Below are 17,106 nucleotides of genomic sequence, written 5' to 3' on the forward strand. Positions count from 1 at the left end.
TATGCTTGAATACATTCTTGGATGATGCTGAAAAGTCTTTGAGTTTTAATCAATAAACAAGAGTATCCATGTCTACCCTCAACTTTACTTATTTTCAGATAGCAACCAATCGAGAGCACTCATTTTTACAATACCATTATAATTTGCTTCAGCCCCTATCGTGTCTAAGGTAAGTAAATATTTGGGATACGAATCAGAAATTTTCTGTAATGGACGTAACTCTCGGCTGAGTGTCTCCTCATTGAGCGTTTCTAATGCCACTTGATAATAAGTTAAATTCTGTAAAGTATCGACAGCAACAAAATCAATTTCATATTCATCAACCCGCCCTACATAGACCGTATAACCTCGTCTGATAAGCTCAAGATAAATTACATTTTCTAAGATATGACCTTGATCAGCATTAGCATCAGGCAACATAATCCGGCGCAATCCGACATCAACTAAATAGTATTTTTCAGAGGATTGTAATAACTCACGCCCGCGTACTTTAAATTGTGCAGCACTATAAAATAACAAACTGTCCTGTAAGCCCTGAATATAGCGTTTTACTGTTTCAAATGAAATTTTAACCCCACTTGAAACAAAGGTATTTTTAATTTTATTGATGGAAATAGGTGAGCCTGTCACGCTTGCCAAATATCTTGCGACACGCTCGAGAGAGTTAATATCGGCAGTATTCAAACGGGGAATAACATCTTTAAACATTACACTGGCATAGACCGCTTGCAAGTAATCATAAGTTTCCTGCTGGCTAGTCATGGCAAGCGTATAAGGGAAACTACTGTGCGTATACATGGCATACAAATCACGATTGGATAATTGTTGGATGATCGGATTATTTTCAATATGCCACTGTTTAAACTCTTGGAATGAAAGGGGTAAAACATGTTGCTCTATATAGCGTCCTGTGAGTAAAGTCGCAAGTTCTCCACTCAGAAAGAATGCGTTTGAACCTGTAATATATAAATCGATATAATCTCGAACATATAAAGAGTCGACTACTTTTTCAAAATTAGTAACATGTTGTATTTCATCTAAAAAAACATAGTTTTTTTTGCTTTTATCAACTTTAGATAGTACATAATCATGTAGTTTACGGTAATCTGTGAGTTCTTCAAATTCCATAAATTCGAAATTGATAGCAATGATGTTTTCGGCTTGTACACCCTGTGCTTTTAGGTCTTGTTGAAACATCGCTAACAAGGTGGATTTTCCAGAGCGACGTACACCCGAAAGCACTTTAATGACATCACGGTTTTGCCATGTATTCAGAAATTTTAAGTAGCCATGACGTCGAATATTAGCGCTTCGCATTGTTTACACTTGAAATCTAAAGTTTTAATTAATTCTATCAAAGTTTAGAACCTAGATGTAAAAATATTCAATTTTAAAAAAAGTTTAAAGTTTAAGTGAAACATTCAAAGCTACTGTTGAAGCATGCAAACAGTAGATCTGATAAAAATCCAAATTCTGTCTTTTTAATTATTTTCCATGTCATGTTATGTCATTGATGCTGCGACTTAACTGCTATATAAATTAAGTGAAAAGTAAAAGGAATTAATATGTTAACTAGAGTGGAACTCATTTTTGTTGTGCTGATGGTCTCAGCCTTAATCCTAATTGCTTATGAAATGCTAAAAGGTTTATTTTAGAGCATCTATACAATTTTTGATCAAAAAAAAGCCCACAGAGGGAATCTATGGGCGAAACTAAGGACCTTGACGGTCATTCAGAAACTACAGCTAGTTTCTGGTTGTGATTCTGGACTGAATTAAAAATAACCACATTGGCTGAATGTATCAAAAGTTAAATCATGTGATTAATCATTGATACATCTGCAAAAATGAGCTCATCGCTCTGTTGATTAATACAGTAATTCACCAAACAAATCCGCTCTAATCTCTTCCAGACTCAGATCTGATTTCATTCTATTACAGATGGGATGAACCAGCAGACCATTCTCTAGAACACCTTGCCCACCTACGGCTTTGGCAATCCGATGATCCGATTCAGTAGAATCAAGATAGATCAATCCATCACAAATGAGGCAAAAGTTATGATTACCCACCAGAAAATTGTGCTTAAGCAGACTCTTGGTTAATGCCGAAAAGGCCTTTGGCTTTGGCCGAGAAATTGGACTAATCGACTCCACATATCCCACTACATTCTTGACTACTGCATCATCATAACCACCCAAAAATCTTTCGACATAGAATTCGTTAAAGTTTATGTACTTGAAGGCCTTAGACATGGACAGAATAAAGGTATTCAGGCATTTCTCATCATCAAAATCAACCTCCATTTCCAAGCTTAAGCAAATAAAGGCTTTATAGACAATTTGTAGCCGATCATAGCCCTTGATACCACTTCCGAACTTGCCGACCGTTTCGGTGGTCGCCACGGGAAAATTGGCGATCAAGAACTCAATACTACGGCGTACCCGGGTGAAGTCCTTGAAACTAATCGTTCGATGATGAATCTGCATGCGGCTTTCATGAATTTCATACACAGTTGAAAACCATGCAAGAAAAGAAGTAATCTGAAAACGCTGATCCTTATAAAAATATAAGTATGGATGTAAGCCCAAACTCGGAACCCCAGCATTTTTTACAGGCGTCGCTATTCTGCAAAGAATGGTCAACAGATGCGACATTAGGTTTTCAACGCGCTCCCCCTGATTCAAACTCATAATATTATGAATCTGATCACCCGCAATGATATTCATCAGCTCATTGACCAAGCCAATTTTTTTGCCATGACTCATTTCATTGTCTAATAAAATGGTCGAAAAAAGTAGCTGGTGGATCCTCTCCCCTAACTCAATCAACTCATTTAAACGTGTATATTGGAGCTCTTCTAAGTTAGATTTATTGTCATTGATATAACAACAGGCATAGATCGCATAATACGCGTCACTACCGCGACTTCTTAGGTGATATTCCTCATATTTATCTAAACGTTTAGTATCTGAGTTAATCGATTGAAATACCCGTCGCGCATCTTGCGGAGTCCCCAGTACCTGCCTGAAACTGATTTTAATATCTTCTAACTTCGACTTTTTTTCTGCAAATTCAGCATCAGTGCAAATTCTTTGAAAATCAGCGAGATCTCCTAAATAATTGCGGAGGTAACGAATATCTTGTTTTTGTGGATCATTGAAATTAGGTGCTTGATTGACTTGCTCATCCGCAAAATATCTATTAATCCACGCATAGATACAGGAAAGACGATGTGCTCCATCAATAATGTAAATATTGCCGTGTATATCTTTCCAATACAAAATGCATAAATTGATGTTTTGATCTTCTGTGCAATCCTCAATAAAGTTTGCAATTTCTTGCACGCTCCAACATTCCGTAGAACGCTGGTTATCCGCCTTAAATAAACATTTGATGATTGGATGCTTTTCAAAATCAGTCAGTGCAACTTCAAAATTGTCACGCTGCATTGAAGGTGACATTTCTTCTGGCAACATGACTTTACGCTGAATAATATTGGTCAATAGTCGTGTAGAACCCATTTCTTATTTTCTCCAGGCAACACTTTCCTACTTTCGCTCAAGTACGAAATTTGAAAATGTATATAGTTCGATTTGGTTAAAGCTGTGAATTAAATGACCGTCAATATCCAGTCAGCGCTAACAAAAGAGACCTAAGAGAAATGGGGGGATTAGATAATAAAATCTTCATGTTTAGTACCTGTAGTTTAGAGTTGACTATCTACAACCATCTTTTCCACGAGATGGAGGTAGACCAAACAGGGGTGGAAATACCGCACTACAGAAGACGGCCAGTCATAGACTGCCCTGCCTGGCCTACCATAATGGCAAACTAAGCATAATAAGCACAAAAAACCGCTAAAGCGGTTTTAATGCTTCTGTAGCAATTTTCAGGTTTCCACGCCCGATTAGAGATTTTGCTGTAACCTAATTATCAAATGGGTACATTTTTCTTTGATCAAACTAAATTAGAATCTTTTATTGATTTGTAAATGAAAAATATAAATAAATAACGTATGGATCAAATTGAAAGCGAAGAAAAAAATCAAATTCGCGGATTTTCAGCCCTTTTAATCACTTATTAAGTGTGTGATTCATAGAGATCATTTCAATTTAGCGATCTCTATGAATCACACATATTAAGCTTAGGCTATTTCTCCTAAGGAATCATGTTACATAGCTTCCAGCAGCAGACAAAACGCAATGGATAATGCGATGTTTTTTGGTTCTGCTGATCCATAAAAAATACTTAAGTCTCTATTATTAAGCTATAAATGAGCAGCAAGAAATTTTTCTAGTCAGGTAAATGATATTATGCACACGTAGCTATCTCGAACAAATTCACAGAATTTGGCTGCACTTACATCCAAATTGTCACTTGAAATTAGCTCAATTAAGGTAGCGCTGTCTTTCAAACCTTTGTGTAACAAAGCGTGCGTAAGTCATATATACTTAGATTCTGATATGATCTCCAATCGCTAAATATCGTACACTCAACCACGCAAGTACCCATCGCACGGCGCTTAATGACGCTTGTTGAGACATTATTCTAAAATAATCATATTTATTATGTTTCATCACTACCGGAAAAAACTGATGTTCTATAAGAAGTGAAAGCATAGGTTTATCTTCTGCCGTAAAATGCATCAATACTTTTGTTACATTACTTTCATACAACCATTTTTTTATTAACCAATTATAAGTTTCTGATTGGTTTTGTTCTAAATAATCAAATCGCTCTAAAATCTCTTGTGCAGAATTAAAATCTACAGCACTGAGTAATTCAGGCAAACGTGCTAACTTTCCTTGTGTCGATAATGGATGTCTTCCTATATTTGAACCACGTTTACCTGACGGAATGTTTGCCATCATAATTAAAGCTTTCTTCCAGGACTCAATATCTAATCGTGGCTGCCCCTGCCCAGAAATAAGATACCGCTCAATATCTTCAAACTTTTGAAATAATTCGTGTTTAATTACTTTTCCAGTCGAATTCCCTCTTTTTTGAGCATAGATGACCCACCTCTGACTTTGTCTTTTTTTGAATACATATTTTTCGATGGTGTCTCTCAACTCATATTTTAGATTACCATTCTGTTGATGAATCGCTTGGAAATGCCTGAATAAATTACTCCGACTCATGACTCGCTTAAAAAATGCAGTATGTAAATTGGGTTGCTGTTGTTGCATGCTATAGGCATAAGTAGCCAGAAATAAGATATGAACATAATGCTTTAATGTTGTCGATTCATGTAAATGTCCAAGCACTCGACTAATCGCCTTAATCCCTTGCCCAACCTGTCCTTCATTGCCTACTAGCGTATTAAATTGCTCATTCGATGGCATCCAATTTTGTAGCCATGGCAATTCTATCGTGAGCGCTTTAAAATCCACCACTGTTTGCAAACACTTTAAAGTATATGTACTTGCAAACGTATGTCTTAAATGATGTAAGCTGAGATCAACATCTCCAGTGACTTTCTTTAATATTTGAGATATTTGAGCAAAAAAAGGCCTATGCTCACTATTCTCATCAGACATTAATATCGAATATTTTTTATTCTTATAAATATCATTTAATCCATTTTGAATCGTCTGACTTAATAAATTCATCGGAACAACACGTTCTGATCCAAGTGTTTTTAACTGATGCTCACCATAAGGACGAATTCGGAGCATATCCTCATCAATATCTAAGGGCCGTAAATGAAGTGTCTCTGAACGGCGTACACCCATCGCTGCAGATAAACGAAAATGACGCTGAATCTCTAGACGTAAAGCAGCATCATTCACCCCAGATTCTACAGATTGTAATATTTGAACGATCTGCTGCACTTCATTTTTTGAAAAAACTTTAGCACTTGCTTGATGCGCTGTACGCTTGTGTAACTTTATACGATTATCATTTAACTGAATTAAAAAATCTCTAAAGCGATTCCACGCAGCGAGATGCTTGCGGTGTGGAAAATGCTCTTGCGTCAACTCCATCCATTTTTGAAATACATCTTCATCAATCTGGCTATCTTTTGTTAAATCTTCTGAAAACCCCAATATACCTGCACTGACGATGGCCAAATGTAGATGAATCATATTTCGATTCTGTAGACTTAACTCTTCTGCATCACAGCGTAAAATCAGCCATCGCACAAAGCACGTTAATAAATTGACTGAGTAGTGATTCGTTTCATCATTGGCAAGCTGTTTAAGCCAAATGCTTGATCTAGATTCACCTTTTAGTTGCTGAATCATCGCTAAAATATCAGACAAATGTAGTTGCTCATCGTCTATTTCTATTTCACTTTCTGGCTCAGTGCTATCTAAATTTGTGGTTAATTTTTCATATTCGAATAAGCGTAATAATTCATTGATTGAAAGATCTTCAGTCAAGACTTGGCCTGATATGTAACCTGCAATTAACGGAGTACTATTTAACATCACATTTTGCTGTAAAGCTTTCAACCATTGAGCTAACGATAGAGTGGACTTAAGCCCAATTTGTTTTAGATATGTAGTAAAACACTTTTGCCAATCCTTTCTTTGCTGATTTCTTGACTGTGCTAAAATCTCTTTTAATCGGGGCTGTAGATACTGTCGGTCTACTAAAATTAAAGTCGAGACATAAGGACTTAACAGTACTGTACGGCGTATCTTTGTCACAGATCTATCATTATTCACTGTCAGTTCAACGAGCCGACTATTCCCCATAGCGACTATATGTTGATCAGAAGCAATAAACTCCAACATCGCTTGTAAATGGCTCACTCTGCACAGTTGTGAATACATGGAGAGTACAACCAGCAAACGTCCTATTTCAACATCACAATTTTGATGTTCAGGTAAATGTTCTAAATCCTTCTGAATATGATCAAGTAAGTTTTGTTCAATATAACCCCATGTACTAAAACTATTTTCAGATGTCAGCCATGTACGATTAGCTTTTTGAGGAAGTTGAACGAATAAAGGAATTTTCGTTTTATCGCGAATATAAGCACAATATGCCTTGATAGCTTCTGGCAAATCAATGTTTGTATTTTTAGCTAAATGTGAAGCTAATACATGTCCAAGCTCTAAAGCTACTTGTGGCTCAGGATTTTCCCCAAAAATCAACGGACAATAGGACTCATACTCTGAGTTTTTCAGCCATTCTTTTACATCATTCTCTGAATATTGTATTCTCAGCTTCGTCTCTACTTGAGCTGTTTTAGTCTCTTGGGTTAAAACAAATGTTGGAATATGCTTGATTTTAAAAAAATCAAAACCTTCAAGACATTCGAAACCTAATTGTTTTTGCAAGTTTTCTTGTACATCAAGCCACTGTTGTTGAAAAGCTGATACAGGAAATACAGATAACATATCCCATGGATGACGACCCCGTATCCAGTGCCCAAGTCCAGCGTCCTTGAACCGTCCAGGTAACTGATTATAATCAGAGCGAACCAACTTCCGTGCCCAATTTCTAACTAAACCTTCAATCTGATGAGGAGCACAAAGTTGCACAGCATAAGATGATAAATCAACACGTGGTTCAATTTGCTCCCCTAGCATTCCCATCAAACCACGTAAACCTTGAATCTGTTTGATCAACGCTTGCGTCAATGGCACATAACGATCGGTTGATTCATCTTGATGATGTTTATCTTGAATCAATGCCCAGCCTTGCTGACTGATCCACTTTGGAAAGGGCTGCTTAATTCCTCGTCCTGCAGTTGCAAGATTCATCCATAATGCTGTATACAACGTCAAGCTATCAAAGAGCGTCTGCCAATCTTTCTGTTCGGCAGCATGATTTATTCTCTTTTTTATTCGTGTAATTTCATTTTGTATTTCAATAATCTTTATTCCAATTGGGCTACCCACCCGCTTATTGGAAGAGTATATATATTCAGGAATATTAATTTTTATCGTTCTTAAACAAGCAGCCCAGAGTTGCTCAAGTTGCCTCTGTTCAAAAGAGGCATAATGGATCAAGTTATCATAATTTCGACCTGATGCATTAGTCACTGCTTTAACGACAGCTAAATCACCTTGGCTATGATCATATAACAACCGTGGAAGAATATCTCGAATGCTTTTGAGGCTGATTTCTAGCTCTTTAGGTACACGGTTAATCAGTTCACTCACGTCACGTTCAACTGCCATATGATGTCTTGTAATCCCAAGATTTTTGACTTGACTCACTAAATCATTGAGTTCAATCGGTAAAACCAAATGTAATTCATTGGTCCATGGCACATGAAATTTAGAATCTTCTGGTTTTTTTTTGAGTGTCGGTGTCCCTGCAAACACACTTAATACATATGCAGATAAAGTATGATCATACTGAATAGCAATATTATTCTGATCTGCATTTCGACTAAAACGAGGCGCTGTTAATTCACTCACCGAACGTCCTGTGAGTAAACTCAATATTAAAGCTAATTTTGCGCGTAAGATTAAGCTGGCATCAGTATGAGATGGTTGACAGAGCCTAAATACTTCTTGAATTGAATTTAAGGACAATCGCGATTTGGTCCAAACTAAACCAACATTTGCAGCTTCAATATGTTGAGAAGTAGACTTAGATGCATAAAGCCCTCGAATTAAATCGGATTGTTCTGCCAAAAAAAATCTAAACAAGGGCTCCAATGGTGTTTCATCTTCTTCAATCTCATCATGCTCAAATACATCAGAGACTAGACCACGATGAATTTCATCTACATCCTCTAAAGGTTGGATAGCAATACTTAATGAACCATATCGTTGCAGGATCAATTTTTTGTGCTTTAACCCTATACAGTGTACAAACTTTGGACGTTTCTTCTTATTTTTTAGAGGATTGTTTTCCCAAATTTGGGATAAAAACAGCTTTAATGGATAAAAAACTTCTTTAAATCGTTTATCTTCAGAACGATCGGACATTGAACGAATCCATTGTTCCGGTCCGTTTTGAGTGATTAAGTCTTTGACTCGTTCTAAAATATCCTCATGACTTGGATCACCCAACAGCCTAATCGCTAAAAAGGCGTTATACACACGAGATCCCTTTTTAGCTTTTAGCTTTTCTCTTTTATCACCACTTAAATAATCACTATACTTTTCTAAAGTATGTACTTTTTTTTGAAAGTGAAAGATTTGGTCTAAAAACCACCTTATTACCGTATTAAAACTCTCATTATTTTGACTTATTCCTGCTTGAATCAATAGCAAGTCACAAATACCACTGTCTCCAGTGTAGGGGCGTAATGGCGTAAGTATATTATTTCTATCTGTTGTTTCTGAGAAAAAATGTGAATATTCCTCAGAATCCTGTAATCTACTAATGATCTTTAACGTATTAAGCTCATCACGAAATTCTGATAATTCATCATCCCCAATCAATGTGAAGATTCGCTGACAAATGACAACAATGCCAGCTAAGCTATAGTGTGCACGCAACAAAAATAATGCTTGGATCAGTTGTTCTTTTTCTATATTTTCATTCTGATTAATACATTCTAGGAGCTGCACCAAATACTCATTCATGAACTACTCCGAATACGATAGACCCATGCCTTCTTCCAGTCTGTTAAAGCTAAAGCAACTTCTGCAGTTGGTGCCACACAAACAATTTGCTGCTGATGTTTTTGATAAAGTTCCTCCAATTGAGGTAAAAATACAAAAAAGTCAGCTAAATGAAAATATGGTTGCACAGATTTTCCAAGCTCTTTCACTTTAATTCTTTCTAATGGCAAAAGCTTCTGGGCGATATAACCAGCTAAAACATTTTCGATTAAAAAATTACCACTCACCACCGGTGATGCCCAATTAACCAATTCTTGAACAAAGGAAATCGGCAGCTTTTTCAAAAAATGCTGTGTATTTAAAAATAAAATCATTTCTTCTGGATCTAAACTCTTTAGTCGAAGTTGGCCTGCAACCACCATCTTGTCCTGTGCTTTATCCACTTTAGCCCAGTGTCTTCTTTTCACACTATCCTTTAGAGTTTTTACCTTACATAAGTCCCTATCGACAGCAAGCAGTAACTTACGATATATCGCGAGCAGTAGTAATGCTTGATTTTTAATTTTTTCTGAAAACTCACTGCTTATTTCCCGATTGAGTAACATCATTTTCAAAACTAAAGCTGGGCATGGTTTTTCAAACCTACCTTCAGATATTGTTAATGCATCAATGAGCAATGGTGTCATCATTTTTTCCGCACAGGTAAATTATTTTTAGCGTTACAATAATAGAATAACACAGTCCCAAAATTAACAAAATAAAATCAAATAGATTTTATATTTACTAAAAAAGTATCTGAATTATATGATTTATTTACTAACCTTATTTTTATACTAAATCATTGGCAAGGTATTACAAACCTTAAGTGAATCGATCTATCAGATTCAGCCTAAACAAAGCCACTACGAATGTCTTGAAGTCGATGAGCTTTGGACTTTTGTAGGGAATAAACAAAATAAACAATGGCTTATTTATGCCTACCATCGAGAATCTGGAGAAATTGTTGCTTATGTTTGGGGTAAGCGGGATTTAGCAACGGTTCAACGTCTTAAAGCTAAACTTAAAAAGCTTGGGATTCAATATGCTCGAATTTCGAGTGATCACTGGGATAGTTTTATCACAGCATTTCTATGTTGCAAGCAAGTGATCGGTAAGTTTTTTACCGTCAGTATTGAAGGTAACAATTGTAGAATTCGTCATCGAATCAGGCGTGGATTAAGGAGAAGTTGCAACTTTTCTAAAAAGCTCGAAAATCATTTTAAAGCCTTTGATTTGACTTTCTTTTACCTTAATAACGGATTTGTTTAACGCCAGCATACTTTTTGAAACACCACCTAATTTTTTAAAACCACATTCCTTAAATATACCTTTTAAGTATTTAAAGATACCAAAAAAAGACTAGATAGGGCTATAACATTTAATTAAGGTATATCTAAACGGATATACAATTTAAGAATCAATGCAGTCTTAACTCATATAACGATTGAATAATTATGAAGTAGACCAGCATTATGGCAACATGAAGGAGATAGCCATGACAGCCGCAAATGTTAAAATTTTTAACACGGAAGAAGTACAAAATTTTATAAATCTACTCAGTGGTCTTGAGCAAGAAGGTGGTAATCCGCGTATCAAACAAATTATCCACCGCGTAGTTTCTGATTTATTTAAATCAATTGAAGATTTAGAAATTACTTCTGATGAATATTGGGCGGCAATTGCATATTTAAACCAACTCGGTACAAGTCATGAAGCTGGATTGCTTTCCCCTGGTTTAGGTTTTGACCATTTTCTTGATATGCGTATGGATGCAATCGATGCTGCTTTAGGCATTGACAACCCAACGCCACGTACCATTGAAGGCCCTCTTTATGTGGCTGGCGCGCCCGTGTCACAAGGCTTTGCACGTATGGATGATGGCAGCGATCCAAATGGCCATACGCTTATTTTGCATGGCACAATTTACAATGCAGATGGTCAACCGATTCCAAATGCACAAGTTGAAATTTGGCATGCCAATACCAAAGGTTTCTATTCACACTTTGACCCAACTGGCGAACAAACACCATTCAACATGCGCCGTACTATTATGACGGATGCACAAGGCCATTATCGTGTACAAACGATTCTGCCATCAGGTTATGGCTGCCCACCAGATGGTCCAACACAGCAATTGTTAAATCAATTAGGTCGTCACGGTAACCGTCCTGCGCACATCCACTTCTTTGTGTCAGCAGATGGTCATCGCAAACTAACTACGCAAATTAACGTTGCTGGCGACCCGTACACCTACGATGACTTCGCTTTTGCAACTCGTGAAGGCCTAGTGGTTGAAGCGATTGAGCATACCGATCCTGCGACAAGTCAAGCCAACGGCGTAGAAGGTCCATTTGCTGAAATGGTCTTTGATCTAAAATTAAGCCGACTTGTCGATGGAGTTGATAACCAAGTGGTAGACCGCCCGCGCTTGCAAGCTTGATGCAACTATAAATCTAATTTTGAATCTTGTAATCAGGCTGTCAGCAATCGCCTAGCCTGATTTGCTTTATGGATAAATAGAAAATTATATGGATATTCGTATTTTTGATGCAGCACAAAATGAAATTTTAACCATTCTTCCAGAGCGAGATAGGAGTTTGGCTCGGCTTCGTGCTATCTTGTTAGCAGGACAATTTCCCACCGTGACGGTGATTGGCAAATATAACCACGGTAAAAGCCGACTTTTAAATGAACTCATTGGCGATGACATTTTCTCTGTTGCAGATAAACGTGAAACGGTCACTTTATCTGAACATTTAAAGCATAATGTCCGCTGGTTAGATGCACCAGGTTTAGATGCTGATGTCGCAGCCATTGACGACCAATATGCGCAAGATGCGATGTGGACCGAAGCGGATATCCGCTTAATAATCCATTCTGTTCGTGAGGGTGAATTGGATCCGTATGAATTACAATTATTTCAACAATTCAAACAAGATGAACAGCAAACACGGCGTCAAAGCGTACTGGTCCTGACGCAAATCGATCAAGCACCAGATCAAGATGTTTTAGCACATATTATCGCCAGCATTAAAAAACAAGCGCCTGATGCCAATGTTATACCCGTTTCTGCAACGCGTCATCGCCAAGGCTTAGTCAATTCTAAACCACTACTAGTTCAACGTAGTGGTATTCCAGAACTGCAACAAACCCTCAACGGCATGATTGAAAAAGTTTCCGCAGTACGCCAGTTTGAAAAAAATAAAATCTTCACTGAACTTAAATCAGAAATCTCTGAACTGCAAAATTCAACTCAGACCCAAATACAGCAACTGAACACAACGCTTCAACAACAAGCTGAATCCTTTTTGCATGATCTCAATCAAGTGCTAGACAAAGTTCGTGTGGATTTACAGCCCATTCTGCAGATTTCAGGAAAAGACGATTCTTTAGAACCAGATTCCTTTGCCAATATGTATAAAGTGACTGCGGGTAAACGAGATCGTAACCGTATTCAAGTAGCGTATTCTCGCGCTTGTATCGAAATCAACAGTCACTTAGTACGATATGGTGTGATTGGTTTACCTGATACACAAAAAAGTAATGTCCGTAGTTTGGATACTGTGATGGTTGCGGTCATGGGGGTTTCGGTCAAACTGCGTAAGGATTTAAAACTTATTTTTGACGAAGAATCAGGTCGTGATCGTTTGCGACGTGAATTCACACACTATTTTGAAGTCTCGGCCGATCGCATGCAATTGAAAAACCAACTGCAGAATCTAGAGCAACGACTTCAACTCATTGTACAAGCCCAACAAGTAACAGAAACTTTGGAGGGAGCATTATGAGTACTGATTTGATTCAAACTTCGATTGAAAGTCCAATTCAACATTTGATCCAAAGTTCTGATACTTTCAATCAGCCTGAGCAAAATATTCTACTGCATTTAAATAAAATGCAGGCTTGGCATCAGCAACTGGCAACCAATCTAAATGAACGACGTTTAAACAGTAACGGATTGAGTTCATCCAGCCAAATATCTACTGCGATTGTGGCTTTAAATACCCAACTTGAACATTATCTGAGTCACTGGGAAACACATCTAGACCGCCTCAAAGAGGCACAATCTATTGCTGAACATTTTGAAGATAAAATCATTTTATTAATTTTTGGCAAATTTAATGCCGGTAAAAGTTCATTATGTAATGTCTTGGCTGAAAGTTTCCGCAGACGACAACAAAGCGTTGGTTATTTTTACCTCGATGCTGGAAATATCATTGAAAGTGATAAACCTTTAAAAGAAGGTGCCACAGAGACCACCTCGCGTTTACAAGGTGTTTGCCTCGGTCTTAATTTAATTTTATTAGACACGCCTGGACTGCATTCTGTAACTCCCCAAAATGCCGAACTAACTCAACGGTTTTTAGACAGTGCCGATGGTGTTTTATGGTTAAGCAGTTCATCTTCGCCCGGTCAGGTCAAAGAACTCATGGCTTTGGGACAGGAGTTACGTAGGCATAAACCCTTACTGCCTGTGATTACCAGAAGTGATTATTTTGAAGAAGACGAGGTGGATGGAGAAATTTGCCAAGTCTTATGCAATAAAAATTCGGATCAACGTAGTTTGCAGGAGCAGGACGTCTATACGCGTGCCACATCGCAACTGGTGGAAATGCAAGTTGATCCTGACTTATTGCAAGTGCCAGTATCGATTTCTTCGCAAATGTTAAAAGATGCAGATTTTAATGATCAAGCTATGCAATCTGCTGGATTTAATAGCCTATTTAATGCTCTTTTTCATTTAATTGAACCCGCCTTAGCCTATAAACAGCGAAAACCTGCCGAAGCCTTGCTTCATCATTTGCAGGAAGAAATATTAGCGCCGTTACAACTTGAAGTTGTGCCGCAGCTTAATCAATTGCAGGTGTGTTTGAACAATGCCAGCAATGCATTAGTGCAGCATAAGTCTCAAATCATGACACAGACTTGGCGCAGCGTTATTGCCACTTTACCAAGCCTATTAGAACAATTTGCCGCGCAGCAAGCCTTGCCTGATTTATATCGCACGCTTACACAGCAAACCAATCAATTACTGGCAGTACACATTTCAAAACATTTGGTTGATTATCAATTGAAATTTATGCCGCTTGAGCATTTAGAGTTTTCGGAGCATTTGGCATACGAAGTCATATATGCAGAGGAGGATAAGGACATCTTAGCCATTGGTCATGAGCGTTTATATACTGAAATTTCGAATAGTTTATTGCAGAAAGTAGACAACTATTTGGATGATGTCATTGAGCAATGTCAAAACGTGCTGAGCAACATTGAAAAGCAAATTGAGACCATCTATCAGGGCTTAATCAATGATGAACAAGAACTAAAATACATTGCCGATTATTTAAGAAGGCCAAGTTCTGATTCGTCAAAAGCGAGGAATCTTTTGAATCTATCCTAAATAGGCACATTAGGAAAAACTTCAGTGCAGCTTACCAACCATTATGTTAATCATCATTGAGTTGAACTGGCTTCCCCTCTTCGGCGAATACTTCTTTGATGCATTCTAAAATGTCGGGAATGTATGAACTTTGATCCATATTTCTGACCGATAATGAAATTGGCGAATAAGCTTCTAAGTCTAAAATTGGAATATAGATTAAGTTTTTCATGCCAATTTCACTGGCACTTTCAGGAATGATCGAAATCCCTTCGCCAGAGGAAACTAAACCGAGTGCTAAATGAATTTCACGAACTTCTATAAGCTCTTTCGGGACTAAGCCTAATTCCGTAAAAATGGACTGAATTAATGTCGAAAAATTAGGTTTAGGCGCAATGGGATAAGAAAAGATGGATTCCTTGACAATTTGGGACAGGTAAACGCCAGTATCAATAAATTCTGCCAGATGGTGATTTTTATGTACCGCCAATTTTAAGCGCTCTTTACGTAATAATAAACGTTTGATGGCTGGATCGGATAATCGCAATCGACCAAAACCAATATCAATCTTACCTGCTTTTAGGGCTTCAATCTGATCCCGCGTGCCACACTCGATTAATTCTACATGTGTATCTGGATGTCGCTGACGAAATAAATAAATGATTTGAGGCAACAAAGCATACAGTAAAGAACCGACGTAGCCGATCCGAACTGTCTTATCCACAGCATTGATGCGCTGCGCCATTGAGGTCGCTTGAGCTGTATGCGTCAAAATTTGCACAGCATGTTTATAAAAGAACATCCCTGCTTCTGTTGTTTTAACTGGGCGCGATCCTCGTTCGAATAAGGTAATGCCTAATTCTTCTTCTAATTTTTGAATTTGTCGACTCAAAGGAGGCTGAGCAATACAGAGTTTATCTGCAGCTTTGGTAATGCTTTGCTCTTCAACAACCGTCACAAAATAACGTAAATGTCTTAATTCCATTTATATACCTTTTAAGTATTCAAAAATACCAATTTGGCTCTAGTTTAAGATATTACATTAACTTAGGGTATACAAATAGCTAAACACAGAAGATTTTTTGCAATGTATAAAACTATAGAAACATTGCTTGTTGAGATTCCAACGATCCGTCCACATAAGATGGCAGTTGCAACAATGCAAACTCAGACACTCGTACTGGTTAAAATCAGCACAGACGACGGTTTTATCGGCTGGGGCGAAGCCACCACAATTGGTGGCTTAGGATATGGCGAAGAAAGCCCTGAGAGCGTCAAAACCAATATTGAAACCTATTTTGCACCTCTACTCAAAACATTGAAAGATGTGAATGTCGCGCAAATTATGCAGGTCATTAATCGCAATATTAATGGTAACCGTTTTGCAAAATGCGCCATTCAAACTGCATTACTCGATATCCAAGCACAGCGTCTGGGTTTGCCTCTTAGTGAGGTTTTAGGTGGTCGCCTAAGAGACAGTATTCCAGTGTTATGGGTATTAGCTTCTGGTAATACTGAAAAAGACATTCTTGAAGCGCAAAAGATGATTGCTAGCAAGCGTCATAATATTTTCAAACTCAAAATCGGTTCACGCCCTGTTGAACAAGATGTTGAACATGTATTGGCAATCAAAAAAGCCTTAGGTGATGACATTTCGATTCGTGTCGATGTCAATCGTGCATGGTCAGAATTAACCGCGATTAAAGGTATTCAAATGCTGCAAGATGGTGGCATTGACCTTATTGAACAGCCATGCGCGATCCATAATATTGATGCTATGGAACGCTTAACACGTAAATTTGATATAGCGATCATGGCAGATGAATCACTCATGGGTCCACAAAGTGCTTATGAACTGGCAAAACGAAGCGCTGCCTCTGTATTTGCAGTAAAAATTGCGCAATCGGGCGGCTTACTTGAGGGCTGCGAAGTTGGAAAGATCGCCAATCTTGCAGGTATAGATTTATACGGTGGCACCATGCTAGAAGGTTCTGTAGGCACAATTGCTTCAGCCCACGTATTTTCAACCTTCAGCAATTTAGCATATGGCACTGAGTTATTTGGTCCATTATTGCTGACTGAAGAAATTTTAAAAACGCCACTTAAATATGAAAATTTTGAGCTACAAATCCCTACAGGTTTAGGCTTAGGTATTGAGTTGGACGAAAATAAAATCGACAACCTACGTCGTCAATAATTTAAGGAGTCA

The 17,106-nt window shown here is 37.7% G+C and carries 9 protein-coding genes and 1 pseudogene; 5 read left to right on the plus strand and 5 right to left on the minus strand.

The window, feature by feature from the left end; translation table 11 throughout:
* Nucleotides 1–84: 84 nt before the first annotated feature.
* The 4 genes from ACS72_RS08775 to ACS72_RS08790 all read right to left on the minus strand — a co-directional run bounded on the left by ACS72_RS08775 (nt 85) and on the right by ACS72_RS08790 (nt 10,170).
* Nucleotides 85–1,317 carry an ATP-binding protein gene (locus tag ACS72_RS08775; RefSeq protein WP_048881871.1) on the minus strand — a complete coding sequence of 411 codons (1,233 nt, stop codon included), beginning with the start codon at nt 1,315–1,317 and terminating at the stop codon, nt 85–87.
* A 550-nt stretch (nt 1,318–1,867) separates the two neighbouring features.
* A complete protein-coding gene (locus ACS72_RS08780) occupies nt 1,868–3,523 on the minus strand; it encodes an HNH endonuclease signature motif containing protein (RefSeq protein ID WP_048881872.1) in 1,656 nt (551 codons plus the stop codon).
* A 930-nt stretch (nt 3,524–4,453) separates the two neighbouring features.
* On the minus strand, nt 4,454–9,502 hold the full coding sequence (locus tag ACS72_RS08785) for a tyrosine-type recombinase/integrase (protein ID WP_048881873.1): 5,049 nt from the start codon (nt 9,500–9,502) through the stop codon (nt 4,454–4,456).
* A complete protein-coding gene (locus ACS72_RS08790; protein WP_048881874.1) occupies nt 9,499–10,170 on the minus strand; it encodes a hypothetical protein in 672 nt (223 codons plus the stop codon). Before ACS72_RS08790 ends, ACS72_RS08785 begins: the two co-directional genes overlap by 4 nt.
* A 151-nt stretch (nt 10,171–10,321) precedes the next feature.
* On the opposite strand from ACS72_RS08790, the pseudogene ACS72_RS17410 reads away from it, so the two are divergent.
* The 4 genes and pseudogenes from ACS72_RS17410 to ACS72_RS08805 all read left to right on the plus strand — a co-directional run.
* Nucleotides 10,322–10,789 (plus strand): annotated as a pseudogene (locus ACS72_RS17410) (IS1 family transposase); the annotation flags it as partial.
* A 226-nt stretch (nt 10,790–11,015) separates the two neighbouring features.
* Entirely contained in the window at nt 11,016–11,960 is a 945-nt protein-coding gene (gene catA / locus ACS72_RS08795) for a catechol 1,2-dioxygenase (RefSeq protein ID WP_048881875.1), read from the plus strand.
* Nucleotides 11,961–12,048: 88 nt separating this feature from the next.
* Entirely contained in the window at nt 12,049–13,308 is a 1,260-nt protein-coding gene (locus ACS72_RS08800) for a GTPase (RefSeq protein ID WP_048881876.1), read from the plus strand.
* Nucleotides 13,305–14,918, plus strand: a complete 1,614-nt coding sequence (locus ACS72_RS08805; protein WP_048881877.1) for a dynamin family protein — start codon at nt 13,305–13,307, stop codon at nt 14,916–14,918. Before ACS72_RS08800 ends, ACS72_RS08805 begins: the two co-directional genes overlap by 4 nt.
* Before the next feature lie 46 nt (nt 14,919–14,964).
* Here ACS72_RS08805 and catM read toward each other — a convergent pair whose 3' ends face one another.
* A complete protein-coding gene (catM, locus tag ACS72_RS08810; RefSeq protein ID WP_048881878.1) occupies nt 14,965–15,882 on the minus strand; it encodes a cis,cis-muconate-binding transcription regulator CatM in 918 nt (305 codons plus the stop codon).
* A gap of 102 nt (nt 15,883–15,984) precedes the next feature.
* On the opposite strand from catM, the gene ACS72_RS08815 reads away from it, so the two are divergent.
* Nucleotides 15,985–17,094, plus strand: a complete 1,110-nt coding sequence (locus tag ACS72_RS08815; protein WP_034679657.1) for a muconate/chloromuconate family cycloisomerase — start codon at nt 15,985–15,987, stop codon at nt 17,092–17,094.
* Nucleotides 17,095–17,106 lie beyond the last annotated feature (12 nt).

The organism is Acinetobacter sp. VT 511 (genome assembly GCF_001077515.1).
GTDB classification, from domain to species: Bacteria; Pseudomonadota; Gammaproteobacteria; order Pseudomonadales; family Moraxellaceae; genus Acinetobacter; species Acinetobacter schindleri.

What these genes read in the sequence shown, in the direction of transcription:
- ACS72_RS08815 (WP_034679657.1), top strand. Translation starts at nt 15,985, where the DNA reads ATGTATAAAACTATAGAAACATTGCTTGTTGAGATTCCAACGATCCGT.
- ACS72_RS08785 (WP_048881873.1), bottom strand. Translation starts at nt 9,502, where the DNA reads ATGAATGAGTATTTGGTGCAGCTCCTAGAATGTATTAATCAGAATGAA.
- ACS72_RS08780 (WP_048881872.1), bottom strand. Translation starts at nt 3,523, where the DNA reads ATGGGTTCTACACGACTATTGACCAATATTATTCAGCGTAAAGTCATG.
- catM (WP_048881878.1), bottom strand. Translation starts at nt 15,882, where the DNA reads ATGGAATTAAGACATTTACGTTATTTTGTGACGGTTGTTGAAGAGCAA.
- ACS72_RS08775 (WP_048881871.1), bottom strand. Translation starts at nt 1,317, where the DNA reads ATGCGAAGCGCTAATATTCGACGTCATGGCTACTTAAAATTTCTGAAT.
- ACS72_RS08790 (WP_048881874.1), bottom strand. Translation starts at nt 10,170, where the DNA reads ATGATGACACCATTGCTCATTGATGCATTAACAATATCTGAAGGTAGG.
- ACS72_RS08800 (WP_048881876.1), top strand. Translation starts at nt 12,049, where the DNA reads ATGGATATTCGTATTTTTGATGCAGCACAAAATGAAATTTTAACCATT.
- ACS72_RS08805 (WP_048881877.1), top strand. Translation starts at nt 13,305, where the DNA reads ATGAGTACTGATTTGATTCAAACTTCGATTGAAAGTCCAATTCAACAT.
- catA (WP_048881875.1), top strand. Translation starts at nt 11,016, where the DNA reads ATGACAGCCGCAAATGTTAAAATTTTTAACACGGAAGAAGTACAAAAT.